A 19,321-nucleotide genomic window follows, 5' to 3' on the forward strand; every position below is an offset into this window, starting at 1 on the left:
CCCTCAGAGACGATGAGGTTGATAGGTCCGAGGTGGAAGCGTGGTGACACGTGGAGCTGACGGATACTAATTGATCGAGGATTTGACTAGCTATTTAATTGATGTCTAAGGTTTTCTTCTTATTTGGTTTTCAGGGTATAAAAATCTTGAAAAAAACACTTGCATTTTGTGAAAAAAGTGCGTATAATAGATTTTGTCTTTCAAATCATTCTGTCTGGTGACGATGGCGAAGAGGTCACACCTGTTCCCATATCGAACACAGAAGTTAAGCTCTTCAGCGCCGATGGTAGTTGGGGCATAGCCCCTGCAAGAGTAGGACGTTGCCAGGCAATTAATTAAGCGAGGTATACCAATAAATGGTATACCTCGCTTTTGTTCTTTCTTGAGAAACTCTCCTTTATCCTCACTTTACTCCAAATCAATTCTCAATGTAACATGTTTTTCTTTCTATTTTTTTGTCAACAATAATATAAATGTAGATATTGGCAACTTCGTTTATATTGAAGTATAATAAAGATAAAGTCAAAGATAGTCAAAGTCAGGTAACACGCCTATAATATCCTTGTTAAACGTGTTGTGATGATAGTGAGGAGGTGGCTACATGAAGAATATCACAGATATTATTGAACAATATTTAAAAGAAATATTAGATAAAAAAGGCAAGAATGTCATTGAAATTAAGCGTAATGAAATAGCTGATCAATTTCAATGTGTACCTTCACAAATAAATTATGTTATCAATACACGTTTTACGACTGAAAAGGGTTATATGGTAGAAAGTAAGCGCGGTGGTGGTGGCTATATACGTATCATTAGAGTAAAGCATAAGGATGAAGCAGAATTAATTGATGAAATTATTCAAATGATAAATCCAAAAGTCAGCTTTCAGGCTGCGGTTGATGTAGTTGAACGCCTATTAGAAGAAGAAATGATTACAAGGCGTGAAGCAAAGATTATGATAAGTGCTTTAGACCGCGAAACATTAGCATTCAAGCTACCATTACGGGATGAAGTAAGAGCGAGGATTTTTACTCAGATGCTGAATACATTAAAATACATGAAGCATTAAATGTCAAGTTTATGAAAGGAGAGGTGTATAATGAAATGTCAGCAATGCCAAAAACGACCAGCGACAGTACATTACACACATGTGATGAATGGAAAAAAAACAAATATACATGTTTGTGAAGTGTGTGCCAAAGAAAATGGTTATATGACTTATCCTGAAGAAGGGTTTTCTCTCCATGATTTATTAACCGGTTTATTTCATTTAGATACACCAAAAGTCGATTTACAAGGACATCCTTTTCAACAGATTGAAGAAGTACGTTGTCCATCATGCGATATGACTTTTACAGAGTTTAAACGAATTGGTAAATTTGGTTGTGCTGAGTGTTACCATACATTTTCCAACCGCTTAGATCCTATTTTCAGTAGGGTCCATAGTGGAAACACCCGCCACATTGGTAAAATTCCTAAGCGAAAAGGTGGCCATTTACATTTAAAAAAACAACTTGAGGATTACCGTCAACAATTGAGAACCTTAATTGAAAATGAAGCATTTGAAAAGGCTGCTATCGTAAGGGATAACATTAAAGAACTAGAACAGCAAATTCGAAATAAGGAAGCGGGTGATACACCATGAGCTATGAACAGTTTATGGATCAAGCGATTAGTCCTTGGATGCTTGAGGACGGACCTGACCATGATATTGTTTTAAGTAGTCGAATTCGCTTAGCAAGAAATTTAGCAGATCACAAATTTCCAGTCATTGCGCCAAGTGAAGAACTAAACGATGTTAAGAACTTCTTTGAAAAAGAATATAATCAAGCATCGTTTGAAGGAAGTGGACCGCTCCAATTTGTGCCTGTTCAAGATTTAAGCACGATTGAGAAAATGGTTTTGGTTGAGAAGCATCTTATTAGTCCACTATTAACAAAGAAGTTTAACACTGCGGCATCACTTATTTCGCCAGATGAACAAATATCGATTATGATTAATGAAGAAGATCATTTACGTATTCAGCTTTATTATTCAGGTTTTCAACTTCAAGATGCTCTTACTAAAGCATTTGAAGTTGATGATTGGATAGAGGATAAAGTGAATTACGCTTTTGATGAAAAAAGGGGATATTTAACAAGTTGTCCAACGAATGTTGGAACAGGCATGCGTGCTTCTGTTATGATGCATTTGCCAGCACTTGTTATTACAAAACAACTGAACCGTATGATCCCTGCTATAAACCACTTAGGTGTCGTAGTAAGAGGGATATATGGTGAAGGCAGTGAAGCGCTTGGACATTTATTTCAAATATCCAATCAAATTACACTTGGTAAATCAGAAAATAATATTATTGAGGATTTACAAGGGGTTGTTCGTCAATTAATCGAACACGAACGCCATGCACGCAATAAGCTGTTAAAGGAATTAGGAACAGGATTAGAAGATCGTATATTCCGTTCTTTAGGCGCATTAAAATATAGTAGGATTATGGATACAAAAGAAATGGCAACTCGCTTGTCACACGTTCGACTAGGTGTTGATTTAGAATTAATTAATTTACCACGCCATATCTTAACAGAATTAACCGTATTGACTCAACCAGGTTTCTTACAATACCATACACAAAAAACATTAACGCCGAGAGAACGAGACGTATTACGGGCATCTGTCATTCGAGAAAAATTAGCAGATCTATAAACTAAGAATGTATACAAATTGATGGGAGGTTATACATGATGATGTTTGGACGTTTTACAGAGAGAGCACAAAAGGTTTTAGCATTATCGCAGGAAGAAGCAGTTAAACTTGGACATAATAATATCGGTACCGAACATATCTTATTGGGACTTATTCGTGAAGGTAAAGGTATTGCTGCCAAAGCATTACAATCATTAGGTTTAGAAGTGGAAAAAATTCAAGAAGAAGTTCTGAAGTTAATTGGAAAAGGGAAACAGCCGATGCAGGCAATCCATTATACACCACGCGCAAAAAAGGTCGTCGAACTTTCTCAAGATGAATCACGTAAACTTGGACATTCTTATGTAGGAACGGAACATATTTTGTTAGGTCTTATTCGCGAGGGTGAGGGAGTAGCTGCAAGAGTTTTAAACAATTTAGGTGTAAGTTTGAATAAAGCAAGACAGCAAGTTCTACAGCTATTAGGCAGTAATGAAACAGAAGCTTCTAGACAAGGACGTGGACGTCAAAACCATGTGAGTACACCAACACTTGATTCATTGGCACGTGATTTAACTGAGAGTGCTAAAGAAGGTAAAGTGGATCCGGTTATTGGTCGAAGTAAAGAAATTGAACGGGTGATTCAAGTATTAAGCCGTAGGACAAAAAATAACCCTGTTCTAATCGGTGAGCCCGGTGTTGGAAAAACAGCTGTTGCCGAAGGGTTAGCTCAACAAATTGTAAATAATGAAGTCCCAGAGACGCTCCGTGATAAACGCGTGATGACATTAGATATGGGAACGGTTGTAGCTGGAACGAAGTATCGTGGAGAATTTGAAGATCGGTTGAAAAAAGTAATGGAAGAAATTCGCCAAGCAAATAACGTCATTTTATTTATTGATGAATTGCATACATTAATTGGCGCTGGTGGAGCAGAGGGAGCAATTGATGCTTCAAATATATTAAAGCCTTCTCTTGCTCGCGGTGAATTACAATGTATCGGTGCAACAACACTTGATGAATATCGCAAATATATTGAGAAAGATGCAGCTCTAGAGCGACGCTTCCAGCCAATCCAGGTTGATGAACCAACGCCAGAAGAAACGGTACAAATTTTACACGGTTTACGAGACCGCTATGAAGCACACCATCGTGTAACAATTACTGATGAGGCAATTGAGTCAGCGGTAAATCTATCCGACCGTTATATTACTGACCGCTTCCTACCAGACAAAGCGATTGATTTAATCGATGAAGCAGGTTCGAAGGTACGTCTCCGTTCTTATACGATACCACCTAGTTTAAAAGAATTGGAACAAAAGCTAGAGGAAGTACGTAAAGAGAAAGACGCAGCTGTACAAAGCCAAGAATTTGAAAAAGCTGCTTCATTACGTGACTCTGAACAGCGTTTACGTGAAGAATTAGAAACAACTCGGGAAAAATGGAAGGAAAAACAAGGAAAAGAAGATTCAAAAGTGACCACTGAAGATATTGCCACCGTTGTTTCAAGTTGGACAGGAGTTCCGGTTGTTAGTATGACAAAAGATGAAACAGAGCGCCTACTTAATCTTGAGGAAATATTACACGGACGTGTCATTGGTCAAGAAGAAGCAGTGAAAGCGGTCGCCACTGCTATACGAAGAGCAAGAGCTGGGTTAAAAGATCCGAAGCGTCCGATTGGTTCATTTATCTTCTTAGGACCTACTGGTGTCGGTAAAACAGAATTAGCTCGTGCCTTAGCTGAAGCCATGTTTGAAGATGAGGATGCGATGATTCGGATTGATATGTCCGAGTATATGGAAAAACACGCCACATCCCGTTTAGTCGGTTCCCCACCAGGTTATGTTGGTTATGAAGAGGGTGGGCAATTAACAGAGAAAGTCCGCCGTAAACCTTATTCTGTTGTCCTGCTCGATGAGATTGAAAAAGCTCATCCAGAAGTATTCAATATTTTATTACAAGTGTTAGAGGACGGGCGTTTAACAGACTCTAAAGGAAGACTAGTTGATTTTCGTAATACGGTTCTAATTATGACATCTAATGTTGGTGCGAGTGAGTTAGAACGAAATAAATATGTCGGTTTCACGCTAAACGATGATGGTCAGGAGTACAAAGATATGAAAGATAATGTACTCACCGCTTTGAAGAAAGCCTTTCGTCCAGAATTCTTAAACCGAATTGATGAAACAATTGTCTTCCATACACTCGAGAAAAAGCATATGAAAGAAATTGCTAAATTAATGTTAAAACAATTACAAAAACGTTTAAAAGATCAAGATATCGAGTTTTCATTAACCGATAAAGCGGTTGAAAAAATTGCCGAAAAGGGTTTTCAACCAGAGTATGGTGCACGCCCGTTACGTCGAGCAATTCAAAAGAATATTGAAGACTTGCTATCTGAGGAATTATTAAAAGGAACAATAGTTAAAGGAAGAAAGGTTAAAGTTGGCTTAAATAATAAAGGAGAATTTATCGTTCTTCCGTAAGAACAACTTTGATATTTAACAGCTGGAAGGATCATTTCTTCTAGCTGTTTTTCCTATCTGTCTATAATTGTGGCATAAATATGTGACAAAGCAAAGGAAATGATAACTAATTGTAATTTCATGGTAAAGAAATTCGTATACAATAAAATTAGACGGGAAAGAGCGAAAAGTTATTTTGCTTTTTTGCCAGTGGAAGGGACCGAGTAAATTGGCTAAAACAAAGACAAAGTATGTCTGTCAATCTTGTGGATATGAAACCCCGAGGTGGATGGGGAGATGCCCAGGCTGTTCGAATTGGAATACACTTGTTGAGGAAATTGAGAGGAAGACAAAAGCGAACCGCCCATCAACTGGATTGACTTCAGGAAAACCTGTCAAAATCACATCTATCGAATCACAAGAAGAACCACGCATCATGACTTCTATGAAAGAATTTAACCGCGTTTTAGGTGGAGGTGTTGTTCAAGGTTCGCTCGTTCTAATCGGTGGTGACCCAGGAATTGGAAAATCAACACTGCTCCTACAAATATCATCACAACTTGCCGATCAACAATTACCGGTTTTATATATTTCTGGAGAGGAATCTACGCGCCAAACGAAGTTACGTGCTGATCGATTAGGTGTTGTTTCCGACTTGCTATATGTCTTAGCAGAAACAAATCTTTTTGATATTGCTAATCATATTGAACAATTAAAACCCTCTCTTGTTGTTGTTGATTCAATTCAGACAATCTATAGAGATGAGGTGACAAGTGCACCAGGTAGTGTGTCACAAGTTAGAGAATGTACAAGTGAATTGATGCGTATTGCAAAGACAAATAATATCCCCATTTTCATCGTCGGTCACGTGACTAAAGAAGGGGCGATTGCTGGTCCACGTATTTTAGAACATATGGTAGATACCGTCTTATATTTTGAAGGAGAAAGACATCATACTTATCGGATTTTGCGCAGTGTTAAGAATCGCTTTGGGAGCACGCATGAAATGGGTATCTTTGAAATGAAGGAAGAAGGACTTCGTGAAGTGATGAATCCGTCAGAGATTTTCTTAGAAGAACGATCAAAAGGAGCTGCTGGATCAACTGTCGTTGCCTCGATGGAAGGCACACGTCCTGTTTTAGTGGAAATTCAAGCACTTATTTCACCGACTAGCTTTGGAAACCCTCGTCGTATGGCTACAGGGATCGATTATAATCGTATACCACTATTAATGGCGGTATTAGAAAAACGCGTCGGACTCATGTTACAAAACCAAGATGCTTATGTGAAAGTAGCCGGTGGCGTTAAATTAGATGAGCCAGCCATTGATTTGGCGATAAGTGTAAGTATTGCATCAAGTTTTCGTAATCAACCGACTCGCCCAGATGATATTTTTATAGGAGAGGTTGGATTAACAGGCGAGGTGAGACGTGTATCTAGAATAGAACAACGGGTACAGGAAGCGGCTAAATTAGGGTTTAAACGAGTTATATGTCCACAAAAAAATATAGACGGATGGACCTTACCAAAAACAATTGAAGTCATTGGTGTGAACACTGTTCAAGAAGCATTGAATGTCGGATTACACCGATAAACAAACACATCGACATTGACATTGAATTAAATCTATGATAAAGTTTATTGTTTTACTAAATTGAATCTTTTTCAAGGCTATGCTATGATTTTAATGAAATCATATATGGAATTTTAAGATAACGGTTATTTTTTTAAGAGTTGAGGCAATAATAGAAATAGGAGGTGAAGTATCATGTTGCAAAGGATTGTTCATTTGTTTTTTTTGATTACAGGTGCAACAATGGGTTATTTGTATATACCTGAAATTATTATTTTACTAGGTATTACTGATATTGGTTGGTTACATTCTAGTTATTTTGGATTAATTGCCGGTGCGATTATTTTCTTCCTCATTTCATACTTCATTACCGATTATATTGTTGGTTTTTTGAAATGGGTAGAAGAAGCACTTATTAAGGTGCCACTTGGTGATTTGGCATTTGGAACACTTGGATTAATCGTTGGTTTAGTTGTCGCCTATTTGATTAATATTACGATTCAAGACATTAAGATACGCGTTGTTTCTCAAGTTGTTCCACTATTTATCATGATCATTCTCGGTTATCTTGGCTTTCAGGTTGGTTTTCGAAGACGTGAAGAATTTCTACAACTATTAGCAACAAAAAAAGATCGGGAAAAAAAGCGTCAGACATCAGAAGAGCAAGTTAAAAGAGAATATCAGAAACCAAAAATACTAGATACAAGTGTTATTATTGATGGTCGGATTGCTGATATTTGTCAAACCGAATTTTTAGAAGGAACTCTTGTCATCCCACAATTTGTACTTGGTGAGCTACAACATATCGCTGATTCTTCCGACGTATTAAAACGCAATCGTGGACGTAGAGGTTTAGACGTCTTGAATCGTATCCAGAAAGAGCTACCAATAGAAGTTAAAATTTACGAAGGTGACTTTGAAGATATTCCTGAAGTTGATAGCAAGTTAATCAAGTTGGCTAAGGTGATTGATGGAACAGTTGTCACAAATGATTTTAACTTGAATAAGGTCTGTGATCTACAAGGCGTACGGGTGCTAAATATAAACGATCTGGCAAATGCAGTAAAGCCAGTCGTTCTCCCTGGAGAGGAATTGGCAGTCCAAGTGATTAAAGATGGGAAAGAACATAATCAAGGCATCGCTTACTTAGACGATGGAACAATGATTGTTGTTGAAGAAGGGATGCGCTACATCGGTAAGAAAATCGAAGTCATTATTACAAGTGTTCTTCAAACATCAGCCGGTCGTATGATCTTTGCTAAGCCAAAACTACTTGAAAAAGCATTATAAAAAAGGTATAACATTATATAAGATGTATAGAAATAAAAAGTGATAACAGTAATTGTTATCGCTTTTTGTTATACTTATATAGGACACTTTTAAAGTGTGAATAACTTCGTGGTTTTCGTTGTCACACATGTATTGAACTTATTTATTTTTAGGAAGGGGTACCACCATGACAAAAGAAGTCCGCGTACGCTATGCACCAAGTCCAACAGGTCATTTACATATTGGGAATGCACGTACGGCTTTGTTTAATTATTTATATGCTAGACATTTTAATGGGAAATTTATCATTCGTATTGAAGATACGGATGAGAAACGAAATGTTGAAGGCGGCGAGGAAAGTCAATTAAAATACTTAAAATGGCTAGGCCTTGACTGGGATGAAGGGGCTGACATTGGCGGTGATTATGGACCATATCGCCAAATGGAACGCCTTGAAATTTATCAAAAATATATTGATGAGTTATTGGAAAAAGGTCTAGCTTACAAATGCTATATGACAGAGGAAGAACTCGAACAGGAACGTGAAGAACAAAGAGCTCGCGGCGAAATGCCGAAGTATTCTGGCGCGCATCGGAATTTAACAAAAGAACAGATTGCACAATTTGAAGCAGAAGGCAGAAAGCCGAGTATTCGCTTCCGTGTGCCAGATGATGTGACCTATACTTTTAATGATATCGTTCGTGGCGACATTTCATTTGAATCCAGTGATGTTGGTGACTGGGTAATGGTCAAGAAAAACGGCATTCCAACATATAATTTTGCTGTTGTCATTGATGATCATTTGATGGAGATTTCTCACGTGTTACGTGGAGAAGAACATATTTCAAACACACCACGACAATTGATGGTTTATGAGGCATTCGGTTGGGAGCCACCGACATTTGGTCATATGACATTGATCTTGAATGAAGACCGTAAGAAATTAAGTAAACGTGATCAACATATCATGCAATTTATTGAGCAATATAAAGATATGGGTTACTTGCCAGAGGCTTTATTTAACTTTATTACATTACTTGGTTGGTCACCAGTTGGCGAGGAAGAGATTTTTGATCAAGATAAATTAATTGAGATATTTGATCCAAATCGCCTGTCAACCTCTGCTGCTATATTTGATCAACAAAAGTTAAAATGGATGAATGGAGAATATATCAAGAAATTAGCTCCTGAAGAAGCTGTTTCTTTAGCATTGCCATATTTGATTGAAGCTGGAAAACTTTCAAAAGATATGGATGAAGCAAAACGCGAATGGGCAGAGAGACTCATTCATCTATACCAAGAGCAGTTACACTACGGCAAAGAAATTGTTGAACTGACAGACATGTTCTTTAAAACAGCTATCACATACGATGAAGCAGCAATGGACGTATTAAAGGAAGAACAGGTTCCAGAGGTTCTTCAAGTGTTTACTGACAAATTGATTCATTTAGATGAATTTAAAGAAGCGAACATTAAAGCGCAAATAAAGGCTACCCAAAAAGAAACAGGGCACCGAGGGAAAAAATTGTTTATGCCAATCCGTGTTGCTACAACAGGTCAAAAGCACGGGCCAGAGTTACCATTAGCGATTGAATTACTTGGAAAAGATGTTATTGTAAGCCGCTTAGATGATGTGTTGAAGAAGTTGAATGCATAAATAAAAAAAGGCAGCCACATCATTCATTTCGGTTCACATAATGAAATAAATATAATATAGTAATATCACATACTTGTGCGTTGAAGAGGGAAAGTAAAAAATAAATCGGTTACCCAGAGAGAACCACCTAGGCTGTAAGTGGTTTTAACCGCTATTTTTGAAATGCTCCTCTGAGCCCGTCATGGAATTAAAGTATATGACGGCGGTACTCTACCGTTATTTAGAGATTGAGCTGGGGGAGATGATTGCTTTTCCTCAATCAGAGTGGAACCGCGCAAATGAGCGTCTCTGTGTTAAAACACAGAGACGCTTTTTTTTATCAAATGAGAAGGAGGTTTAGAAGATGGGTATTTTTAAGCGGATGAAGGAGGATATGGATGTCGTTTTTGAACAGGACCCAGCGGCACGTACGTATATAGAGGTGTTCTTGACATATTCAGGTTTACATGCCATATGGTGGCACCGCATAGCACATGCGTTTTTTAAACGGAAAATGTTCTTTATTGCTCGTGCTATATCACAAATTAATCGCTTTTTAACAGGAATCGAGATACATCCGGGAGCTAAAATAGGCAGACGCTTTTTCATTGACCACGGCATGGGTGTTGTCATTGGTGAAACATGTGAAATCGGTGATGATGTGACTGTGTTTCAAGGTGTTACATTAGGCGGAACTGGAAAAGAAAAAGGAAAGCGTCACCCAACGATAGAGGATCATGCACTCATTGCCACTGGTGCGAAAGTGCTTGGATCGATTACAGTTGGTGAATATGCACGAATTGGAGCTGGTTCAGTCGTGTTAAAGGATGTCCCTGAACATGCGACAGTGGTCGGCATTCCAGGGAGAGTCGTTCGGCAACACGGTAAAAAGGTAGAGAAAACATTAGATCATCATAAATTACCAGACCCGATTCAAGATCGTTTCAATCACTTACAAAAAGAAATAGAAGCATTAAAAAAAGAGCTTGCTCAAAGAAAGGAAGGGGAACGACATGACGATTCAAATTTTTAACACATTAACAAGGGAAAAAGAAACCTTTAAGCCAATTGAAGAAGGAAAGGTACGGATGTATGTCTGTGGCCCAACGGTATATAATTATATTCATATTGGAAATGCGCGACCTGCTATTGTTTTTGATACGGTAAGACGTTATTTAGAGTTTAAGGGCTATGATGTGACATATGTCCTTAATTTCACTGATATTGATGACAAAATCATTCACGCGGCAAATGAAGCGGGTGAAGATGCCAAAACGATTGCGGATCGCTATATTAAAGCTTATAAGGAAGATGTTGCAGCACTAGGAGTTAATAAAGCGACTTACCACCCACGTGTAACTGAAACAATTGAAGATATTATTCGTTTTATCGAGGGATTGATTGAAAAAGGTTATGCTTATGAAGTAGACGGTGATGTTTACTTTAAACCGAGAGCTTTTGAGGATTATGGGAAACTATCACATCAATCAATTGATGAATTACGAGCTGGTGCACGTATTCAAGTTGGTGAGAAGAAAAATGATCCACTCGATTTTGCATTGTGGAAAAAGGCAAAAAAAGATGAAGTGGCTTGGGATTCACCGTGGGGGAAAGGGCGTCCGGGTTGGCATATCGAGTGCTCTACGATGGCAAAGAAATATCTAGGAGAGACAATTGATATTCACGCAGGTGGTCAAGACTTAACTTTCCCACATCATGAAAATGAAATTGCACAATCAGAGGCTAAAACGGGCAAACCTTTTGCAAATTATTGGATGCATAATGGCTATATCAACATTAATAATGAAAAGATGTCAAAATCTCTTGGCAATTTCGTTTTAACACGTGAATTGTTAAAATGGCATGATCCAAAAATTATCCGCTTCTTTATGTTAAGTGTTCACTATCGTCATCCAATTAACTTTTCGGAAGAATTGTTAGAGGGAGCTAAACAGAGCTTTGATCGAATTCAAACAGCATATTTTAACTTAGAACATCGTAAAAAGGTAAGTATGAATTTAACGAAAGATAACACCGAATGGCTTGAAAAAATTGGATTATTAAAAGAAAAATTTGAAGCGGCCATGGATGATGATTTTAATACAGCTAATGCCATATCTGTTTTATTTGATGTAACAAAAGAAGCCAATCTATATGTTGAACAGGATCAAACAGCAACAAGTGTAATCGATGCCTTCCAGAATACGATTCAAGCAATGCTTGGTATATTGGGTATAACACTGGAGGAAGAAGAAGCATTGTTAGATGAGGATATTGAACGTTTAATTGAAGAAAGAAATGAAGCACGGAAAAATCGCGATTTTGCACGTGCTGATGAAATTAGAGATCTTTTAAAAGAAAAGCAGATAATATTGGAGGATACGCCTCAAGGTGTCCGGTGGAAAAGAGGTCAATAATGAAACTTGATGTTAAACAAATGAAAAGTTTGGCACTTGCTTATATGGGTGATGCTGTTTACGAAGTTTATGTACGTGAGTATTTATTGAAATCTGGCGAAATCAAGCCAAATGAGCTACATCAAAGAGCGGTTACTTTTGTTTCGGCAAAAGCTCAGGCTAATGTCATATTAGCCTGGCTTGAGACCGACTTTCTAACAGAAGAAGAAAGGAAAGTCACGATTCGTGGACGTAATGCGAAATCCGGATCAATTCCAAAGAATGCAAGTGTGCAAGCTTACCGTTATTCCACAGCATTTGAAACGTTAATAGGCTATCATTATTTACTCGGTAACAAAGAAAGACTAAATACGTTGTTAAAAAAAGCGGTTGACCATTTAGATGTTCAGAAGGGAGGAAGCTTATGATGAAAGAGGAAATGATTATTGGCCGAAATCCAGTCATAGAGGCATTAAAATCAGGCCGAGCGATTCATAAAATATTAATTTCGGAACAATTAAATGCTCATGCACGTCGGGAAATCAACCGTCTAAGTAAAAGAGTCAATGCTGTTATCCAACAAGTGCCGAAGCATAAGCTCAATCAATTATCAAAAGGTAACCACCAAGGAATTGTGGCATTTGTAGCTTCTTATGAATACGCACAGCTGGATGATTTATTTGCAATCGCTAATGAACGCAATGAAGATCCCTTCTTTATTATTTTAGATGAATTAGAGGATCCACATAACTTAGGTTCCATTTTAAGAACAGCTGATGCGACAGGGGCGCATGGCGTTATTATCCCAAAGCGCCGTGCTGTCGGTTTAACAGAAACAGTTGCTAAAACATCAGCCGGGGCAATTGAATACGTCCCAGTTGTTCGCGTAACGAATATCGCTCAAACAATTGATCACTTAAAAGAGAAAAATCTTTGGATTGTAGGTACAGCTGGAGAAGCTAAAGAGGATTATCGGTCACTAGATTTAACGATACCTCTTGCCATTGTGATTGGAAATGAAGGAAAAGGGATTAGCCGCCTAGTCAAAGAAAAATGTGACTGGCTAGTGAAGCTCCCAATGGTTGGACATGTGCAATCACTTAACGCATCAGTAGCTTGTAGCTTGTTACTGTATGAAGTATATCGCAAGCGTCATCCCATAAGCGCCCAAACATGATTTATCTTGTAGTAGATGGCTATAACATTATTGGAGCGTGGGAAGAATTACAAAGATTAAAAGAAAAGGATATCGGACAAGCTCGTGATCGCTTACTTGATATGATGGCTGAATATCAGGCTTATTCAGGCTATCGTGTAATTGTTGTATTCGATGCTTATTATGTCAAAGGGAAAGCATCGAAATATCGAAAGTACAAGCTTGATATTATTTTTACAAAAGAAAAAGAAACAGCCGATGAGTGTATCGAAAGACTCGTCAAAGAGCTACATAATGTTCGTGATAAAGTGTATGTAGCGACATCAGATTATGACGAACAGCGAACGATTTTTGGAAGTGGGGCTTTGAGGAAATCAGCTAGAGAGCTCTATATCGAGATGGAATCGATGCAACAGGATATTAGAAATTGCATAACAAATCAAAGTCAACTCAAACCCCCTTCCAAGATTCCTTTAGACCCGAAAGTCCAAGAAGTTTTCGAAAAATGGCGCCGCGGCAGAAAGTAACTAGCCCTAAAGACCTAAAATAACCCTACGGATTATTGGTAATTTTATAAATTGAGCGAAAATACCTATCACATTTTATTGAGAAATTATCCTCTATATTGTATAATAGTTCCATAATTGCCAACAATTTGGTGGGGGAGGGCATACCAGGTGAGTGTAAAGCAACTTAGGGCTCGTTCGAATCAAATCCATCGTCTTAAAGATGAGGAATTGATTCAATTAATCCATCGAGGATGTGGACAAGCAATAGACTTTCTAATCAATAGGTACAAACATGTTGTTAGAGCAAAATCACACACATATTTTATCGTTGGAGCAGATCGTGAAGATATTTTTCAAGAAGGTATGATTGGTTTGTATAAGGCGATTCGTGATTACGATGCAGAGAAGTTGACGTCGTTTCGTGGGTTTGCAGATATTTGTATTACGAGGCAAATCATCACGGCGATAAAAGCTGCGACGAGACAAAAACATATCCCACTAAATTCTTATGTTTCCTTGGACAAACCAATTTATGATGAAGACTCAGATCGGACATTATTGGATACGATTGCGGGTTCGGAAACAACCGATCCACAAGAATTGCTTGTTTATCAAGAAAAGCAAGGATATATCCACCTTAAGTTAACTCAGTCTTTAAGTGACCTTGAGAGAAGGGTACTTGTTTTATACCTCGATGGGAAGTCCTATGAGGAAATATCGACAGAACTAAAAAGACATGTTAAGTCCATAGACAATGCATTACAACGGGTAAAGCGTAAGTTAGGTGAGTTTCATCGTTCTGGAGAAGTGATTCTATCATTTAATGAATATGTCGACTATTGACATTGATAACTTAGACATGCTACATTAAAGTGAGCATATCCCGAGAACGGGGTGACAGGATGAATAAGAAGATAACTTTAGCGTGTACACATTGTGCCAGCCGAAATTATACGACGAATAAGAACGTATCACAACAATCTGCACGCTTGGAAGTTAGAAAGTTTTGCAAAACATGTGGCAAACATACGTGGCATCGTGAAACTAAATGATAGATTAGAGCTTCTAGCGAAGATTGGGAGGTACAAAAGACTATGTTTAAATTTTTAAAAGATGTTACACGAGAGATGAGAAAAGTTTCTTGGCCAAAAGGTAGTGAATTAACAAGTTATACGATTACCGTTATTGCGACAGTTGCTTTCGTGGCTATATTCTTTTTTATTGTTGACCTTGGTATTACACAAGTAATTGAGTGGGTTCGCTAAGTAGCTTTTGGACTTATATTTTGAATAAATGTATGATAAATATGTTATAATGCTATATATACCTATTACAAAAAAACCCGACATAACGGGTTTTTTAAATTGTTTAAATATCACGATACAGATGTGCCTTATATGTTTAGAAATAGAGTTTATTGAATTTTAAGGGAGGGAAAGCAGGATGGATAAGAAATGGTATGTCATTCATACGTATTCTGGTTACGAAAATAAAGTAAAGACTAACTTAGAAAAACGTGTAGAAACGATGGGAATGGAAGATAAAATTTTCCGCGTTATCGTTCCAGAAGAAGAAAAAACAGAAATAAAAGATGGAAAGAAAAAAGTAACGAAGAAGAAGGTTTTTCCCGGATATGTTTTAACCGAAATGATTATGACAGACGATTCATGGTATGTTGTCCGAAACACACCAGGTGTTACTGGGTTTATCGGATCAAGTGGTGGAGGAACAAAGCCAACACCGTTATTACCACATGAAGTCGACGGTATTCTAAAACAAATGGGCTTAGCCGGCCAAGAGTATCAAGTTGATTTCGAGATTAAGGAAAACGTCCGAGTGACTGATGGTCCGTTTGCTAACTTTACAGGAACGATTGAGTCGATTGATACTGATAAGCAAAAAGTAAAAGTACATGTCAATATGTTTGGTCGCGATACACCAGTTGAATTGGAATTTGGCCAAATTGAAAAGTTATAACGACTGAAACACTTGCAAAAATGAAAGAAACATGCTAAAATCTTTTTGTTATTCATGTTCTGTTCTAATCGGTAGAACGGAAAGATTTAGAGTGGGAGGAGAAATAATAGGTTCTCCTATTACCACATCACGGACTTTAAGGAGGTGTGTCTCGTGGCTAAAAAAGTTATTCAAGTTGTAAAATTACAGATTCCTGCAGCTAAAGCAAATCCTGCACCACCAGTAGGGCCAGCATTAGGTCAAGCAGGTATTAATATCATGGGATTCTGTAAAGAATTTAATGCGCGTACACAAGAACAGGCAGGATTAGTTATTCCTGTAGAAATTACTGTTTTTGAAGATCGTTCTTTCACATTTATTACTAAAACACCACCAGCTTCTGTACTACTGAAAAAAGAAGCGGGAATTGATAAAGCATCTGGTGAACCGAATCGTAATAAAGTAGCAACGGTAAAACGTGACAAAGTTAAAGAAATTGCAGAATTAAAAATGCAAGATTTAAACGCAGCTGATGTTGAAGCGGCCATGCGCATGGTTGAAGGAACAGCGCGTAGTATGGGAATCACGATTGAAGATTAATTTTGAAATCTAACAGGTTGCGGCAAGTTAGCATTCAACTCGCAACCTTTTCGTATGATGATACCCTCTGTATGTCGGAGGGTGTTTTATAGTCATCTAAGCTTTATAAAGGCTCGTGTTCGTGCTTTTATAAGTGGGAGGTCAAACCGTTATAACCACAATAGAGGAGGAAATATAATGGCTAAAAAAGGTAAAAGATATCAAGAAGCGGCAAAATTAGTTGATCGCTCAAAAACTTATCAAATAGATGAAGCCGTTGAACTTTTAAAGCAATTTCCAAAATCAAAGTTCGACGAAACCGTTGAAGTAGCCTATCGCTTAGGAGTTGATCCGAAAAAAGCTGATCAACAAATTCGCGGTGCTATGGTATTACCGCACGGAACAGGGAAAACGCAAACTGTTCTCGTGTTTGCAAAAGGTGAAAAGGCGAAAGAAGCAGAGGCAGCAGGTGCTGATTATGTTGGTGACCAAGAATATATCGAAAAAATTAACCAAGGTTGGTTAGATTTCGATGTTATTGTAGCGACACCTGATATGATGGCGGAAGTAGGGAAGTTAGGTCGTGTACTTGGACCGAAAGGCTTAATGCCAAACCCGAAAACAGGAACAGTAACGTTTGAAGTTGGAAAAGCTGTAACAGATATCAAGGCTGGAAAAGTAGAATACCGCGTTGATAAAGCTTCAAATTTACATGCGCCACTTGGTAAGCTTTCATTTGATGCTAATCAGCTTGTCGAAAACTTTAAAGCTTTAACAGAAACAATTGTAAAAGTAAAACCACAATCTTCTAAAGGGAAGTATTTACAAAACGTCACCCTTACTTCTACGATGGGCCCAGGCATTAAAATTGATGTTTCGGAATTCCGTCCATAATAGAGTTGACTTTTGCATGTGAAGTCGATATAATAAATGACGTTACAAAAATAAATACGTTATACCGTAGACAGCAGGGGCGTTAAGCTTAATATCCTGCCGAGGTTTTTCTAATAAAGTAAGATGATGTCCGTTTGCAATCGTCTTAATTAAAGGAGCCTCTCTGTCTCGAGGCTCCTTTTTATTATGAGATTTATACGGTATGATGATTCCTTTCAGGAGGTGGAACGATGTCCAACGTAATGGAAACGAAGAAACAAGTTGTTGAAGAGATTACTGAGAAATTCCGTTCTAGCCAGTCAACTGTACTCGTCAACTACAGAGGTCTTGATGTTGCAGAAGTAACTGAGCTTCGTAAACAGTTACGTGAAGCTGGCGTTGATTACAAAGTTTATAAAAACACATTGGCACGACGTGCAGCAGAAGCAGCCGGTCTAGGTGAATTATCTGATACATTAGTCGGTCCAACTGCTATTGCATTTAGTGACGAAGATGTTGTCGCACCGGCGCGTATTTTAAATGATTTCGCTAAGGATCATGAAGCACTAGAAATTAAAGCTGGCGTGATCGAAGGAGAAATCGCATCTTTAGAGGATATTAAAGAACTTGCAAGCCTACCGAACTACGAAGGTATGGTTTCTATGTTGCTTAGTGTTCTTCAAGCACCAATTCGTAATTTTGCTTACGTTACAAAAGCTGTGGCTGAGCAAAAAGAAGAGCAAGGTGCTTAATTAAGAATGTTATTTAGAACGTATATAATAAATTAATAGGAGGAAATAACATGACACCAGAACAAATTATCGAAGCGATTAAAGAAATGTCTGTTTTAGAATTAAATGATTTAGTAAAAGCTATTGAAGAGGAATTCGGCGTTACAGCTGCAGCTCCTGTAGCAGTTGCTGGCGGTGCTGCTGGTGGCGATGCTGCTGAAGAAAAATCTGAATTTGACGTTGTTCTTGAAAGTGCAGGATCATCTAAAATTAAAGTTATCAAAGTGGTTCGTGAAATCACAGGTCTTGGCTTGAAAGATGCTAAAGAATTAGTTGACAACGCTCCAAAACCAGTAAAAGAAGGCGTTGCAAAAGAAGAAGCAGAAGAAATCAAAGAAAAGTTAGAAGAAGTTGGAGCAGCTGTAGAATTAAAATAATGGCACTCAATAAAAAAAGCTCGTCGGATTACGGCGAGCTTTAAATTTACACCTATTAACCAGTGAAAAAGCAGGTGTTTATGATGACAAATCATTACTTTTCCAAAAAACCCCAATCAAATAGTTCACCAAAGACATGGAAATATCAACTACGAAAAAGAGAGTTCACTTTTGTTAGTGATACCGGCGTATTCTCTAAAAACGAAGTCGATTATGGGAGTCGTCTCTTAATCGAACAATTTACCCCTCCGTCACACCAAGGAAATATTTTAGACCTCGGTTGTGGGTATGGACCAATTGGTATAGCTATAGCGGCAAGTTTTCCTGAACGGGAGATAACAATGGTGGACATCAATGAGCGAGCGGTCGAGCTTGCAGAACAAAATGTCAAAATAAACGATATAAAAAATGCAGAAGTTTTTGTGAGCAATCGCTTTGAAAAATTGCAAAATCGCTCATTTGTAGCTATTTTAACGAATCCTCCGATTCGGGCGGGAAAAAAGACAGTGCATGCGATGTTTGAAGAAAGTTTGGCTTCCTTGTATACTGAAGGTGAGTTATGGGTCGTCATCCAAAAAAAGCAAGGTGCTCCATCGGCGAAGAAAAAACTCGCTGAATTGTTTAGTCGTGTAGAAGTAGTTACTAAAAGTAAAGGATATTATATACTAAGAGCGATAAAAGTTTGACGTGACGCGCTCGTTATGATAATATTATTAAATGCTAATATGGGATTTCTTTTGTCAAGGATTTTATATTAAAAAAACATGTGAAAATATGAAAGGTATATTCTATTTTGAATCGGAAACAATGATAAAATGGTTACAAATTTTTGTTTTCCGATTTTTTATTCAACGATTTTCCATGAAAAATCTTTTCTATTTTAAGATAACGCATTAATCAATTATAAGCAAGATAATTATTTATTATTTTACGACCATTATTCATATAAGGCAAGTTATTATTTAAAAAGAATCCTTCATAGCGCAAGATATGTTTTAATTAAAATCTATAGGTATCAAGAGAAACCGAGACGTTTTAAGTGTACCGGTTTTTCTAAAAATA

21 protein-coding genes, 2 rRNA genes and 2 other annotated features are annotated in these 19,321 nt (G+C 37.7%); all 23 genes read left to right on the forward strand.

The annotated features are described in order from the left end of the window. A 23S ribosomal RNA gene (locus VIG73_RS03840) occupies window positions 1-90 on the forward strand; the annotation flags it as partial. Window positions 91-213: 123 nt separating this feature from the next. Further along, window positions 214-329 (forward strand): 5S ribosomal RNA (gene rrf, locus VIG73_RS03845). A gap of 272 nt (window positions 330-601) precedes the next feature. After that, window positions 602-1,069 (forward strand): CtsR family transcriptional regulator, encoded by a 468-nt coding sequence (locus tag VIG73_RS03850; RefSeq protein ID WP_331639213.1) that lies wholly within the window; start codon window positions 602-604, stop codon window positions 1,067-1,069. A 30-nt stretch (window positions 1,070-1,099) separates the two neighbouring features. Next, window positions 1,100-1,645: a UvrB/UvrC motif-containing protein gene (locus VIG73_RS03855; protein ID WP_331639214.1), complete on the forward strand. Its 546-nt coding sequence runs from the start codon at window positions 1,100-1,102 to the stop codon at window positions 1,643-1,645. Beyond that, window positions 1,642-2,700, forward strand: a complete 1,059-nt coding sequence (locus tag VIG73_RS03860; protein WP_331639215.1) for a protein arginine kinase — start codon at window positions 1,642-1,644, stop codon at window positions 2,698-2,700. Before VIG73_RS03855 ends, VIG73_RS03860 begins: the two co-directional genes overlap by 4 nt. Window positions 2,701-2,738: 38 nt before the next feature. Continuing rightward, complete coding sequence (gene clpC / locus VIG73_RS03865) at window positions 2,739-5,165, forward strand: ATP-dependent protease ATP-binding subunit ClpC (RefSeq protein WP_331639369.1); 2,427 nt, start codon at window positions 2,739-2,741, stop codon at window positions 5,163-5,165. Window positions 5,166-5,373: 208 nt separating this feature from the next. Further along, window positions 5,374-6,738: a DNA repair protein RadA gene (gene radA / locus VIG73_RS03870; RefSeq protein WP_331639216.1), complete on the forward strand. Its 1,365-nt coding sequence runs from the start codon at window positions 5,374-5,376 to the stop codon at window positions 6,736-6,738. A 174-nt stretch (window positions 6,739-6,912) separates the two neighbouring features. Continuing rightward, entirely contained in the window at window positions 6,913-8,007 is a 1,095-nt protein-coding gene (locus VIG73_RS03875) for a PIN/TRAM domain-containing protein (protein WP_331639217.1), read from the forward strand. A 166-nt stretch (window positions 8,008-8,173) separates the two neighbouring features. Further along, the gene (gene gltX / locus VIG73_RS03880) at window positions 8,174-9,643 is read left to right on the forward strand and encodes a glutamate--tRNA ligase (RefSeq protein ID WP_331639218.1); all 1,470 of its coding nucleotides are present in this window, start codon (window positions 8,174-8,176) and stop codon (window positions 9,641-9,643) included. A 71-nt stretch (window positions 9,644-9,714) separates the two neighbouring features. Continuing rightward, window positions 9,715-9,936 (forward strand) — a binding site (T-box leader). A 50-nt stretch (window positions 9,937-9,986) separates the two neighbouring features. Beyond that, window positions 9,987-10,655, forward strand: coding sequence for a serine O-acetyltransferase (gene cysE / locus VIG73_RS03885; RefSeq protein ID WP_331639219.1), 669 nt, complete (start codon window positions 9,987-9,989; stop codon window positions 10,653-10,655). After that, window positions 10,636-12,039, forward strand: a complete 1,404-nt coding sequence (cysS, locus tag VIG73_RS03890) for a cysteine--tRNA ligase (protein ID WP_331639220.1) — start codon at window positions 10,636-10,638, stop codon at window positions 12,037-12,039. The genes cysE and cysS overlap by 20 nt, the downstream gene beginning before the upstream one ends. Then, window positions 12,039-12,446 carry a Mini-ribonuclease 3 gene (locus VIG73_RS03895; RefSeq protein ID WP_331639221.1) on the forward strand — a complete coding sequence of 136 codons (408 nt, stop codon included), beginning with the start codon at window positions 12,039-12,041 and terminating at the stop codon, window positions 12,444-12,446. Before cysS ends, VIG73_RS03895 begins: the two co-directional genes overlap by 1 nt. Next, window positions 12,446-13,195 carry a 23S rRNA (guanosine(2251)-2'-O)-methyltransferase RlmB gene (rlmB, locus tag VIG73_RS03900; RefSeq protein ID WP_331639371.1) on the forward strand — a complete coding sequence of 250 codons (750 nt, stop codon included), beginning with the start codon at window positions 12,446-12,448 and terminating at the stop codon, window positions 13,193-13,195. Before VIG73_RS03895 ends, rlmB begins: the two co-directional genes overlap by 1 nt. Beyond that, window positions 13,192-13,701 (forward strand): NYN domain-containing protein, encoded by a 510-nt coding sequence (locus VIG73_RS03905; protein ID WP_331639222.1) that lies wholly within the window; start codon window positions 13,192-13,194, stop codon window positions 13,699-13,701. The genes rlmB and VIG73_RS03905 overlap by 4 nt, the downstream gene beginning before the upstream one ends. 150 nt (window positions 13,702-13,851) lie before the next feature. Next, window positions 13,852-14,526 carry an RNA polymerase sporulation sigma factor SigH gene (gene sigH, locus VIG73_RS03910; protein ID WP_331639223.1) on the forward strand — a complete coding sequence of 225 codons (675 nt, stop codon included), beginning with the start codon at window positions 13,852-13,854 and terminating at the stop codon, window positions 14,524-14,526. 59 nt (window positions 14,527-14,585) lie between these two features. Then, window positions 14,586-14,735, forward strand: a complete 150-nt coding sequence (rpmG, locus tag VIG73_RS03915) for a 50S ribosomal protein L33 (protein ID WP_331639224.1) — start codon at window positions 14,586-14,588, stop codon at window positions 14,733-14,735. 42 nt (window positions 14,736-14,777) lie between these two features. Next, entirely contained in the window at window positions 14,778-14,948 is a 171-nt protein-coding gene (gene secE, locus VIG73_RS03920) for a preprotein translocase subunit SecE (RefSeq protein ID WP_331639225.1), read from the forward strand. A 178-nt stretch (window positions 14,949-15,126) separates the two neighbouring features. Beyond that, the gene (gene nusG, locus VIG73_RS03925) at window positions 15,127-15,660 is read left to right on the forward strand and encodes a transcription termination/antitermination protein NusG (protein WP_331639226.1); all 534 of its coding nucleotides are present in this window, start codon (window positions 15,127-15,129) and stop codon (window positions 15,658-15,660) included. Window positions 15,661-15,813: 153 nt separating this feature from the next. Continuing rightward, window positions 15,814-16,239: a 50S ribosomal protein L11 gene (gene rplK, locus VIG73_RS03930; RefSeq protein WP_331639227.1), complete on the forward strand. Its 426-nt coding sequence runs from the start codon at window positions 15,814-15,816 to the stop codon at window positions 16,237-16,239. A gap of 177 nt (window positions 16,240-16,416) precedes the next feature. Further along, window positions 16,417-17,112: a 50S ribosomal protein L1 gene (rplA, locus tag VIG73_RS03935; RefSeq protein ID WP_331639228.1), complete on the forward strand. Its 696-nt coding sequence runs from the start codon at window positions 16,417-16,419 to the stop codon at window positions 17,110-17,112. A gap of 46 nt (window positions 17,113-17,158) precedes the next feature. Next, window positions 17,159-17,307 (forward strand) — a sequence feature (ribosomal protein L10 leader region). A 35-nt stretch (window positions 17,308-17,342) separates the two neighbouring features. Then, window positions 17,343-17,843, forward strand: coding sequence for a 50S ribosomal protein L10 (gene rplJ / locus VIG73_RS03940; RefSeq protein ID WP_331639229.1), 501 nt, complete (start codon window positions 17,343-17,345; stop codon window positions 17,841-17,843). A gap of 50 nt (window positions 17,844-17,893) precedes the next feature. Continuing rightward, complete coding sequence (gene rplL, locus VIG73_RS03945; protein WP_146938337.1) at window positions 17,894-18,259, forward strand: 50S ribosomal protein L7/L12; 366 nt, start codon at window positions 17,894-17,896, stop codon at window positions 18,257-18,259. 83 nt (window positions 18,260-18,342) lie between these two features. After that, window positions 18,343-18,945: a class I SAM-dependent methyltransferase gene (locus VIG73_RS03950; protein WP_331639230.1), complete on the forward strand. Its 603-nt coding sequence runs from the start codon at window positions 18,343-18,345 to the stop codon at window positions 18,943-18,945. The last annotated feature ends 376 nt before the right edge of the window (window positions 18,946-19,321 follow it).

It is taken from the genome of Cerasibacillus sp. (assembly GCF_036516575.1).
Lineage (GTDB): Bacteria > Bacillota > Bacilli > Bacillales > Amphibacillaceae > Cerasibacillus.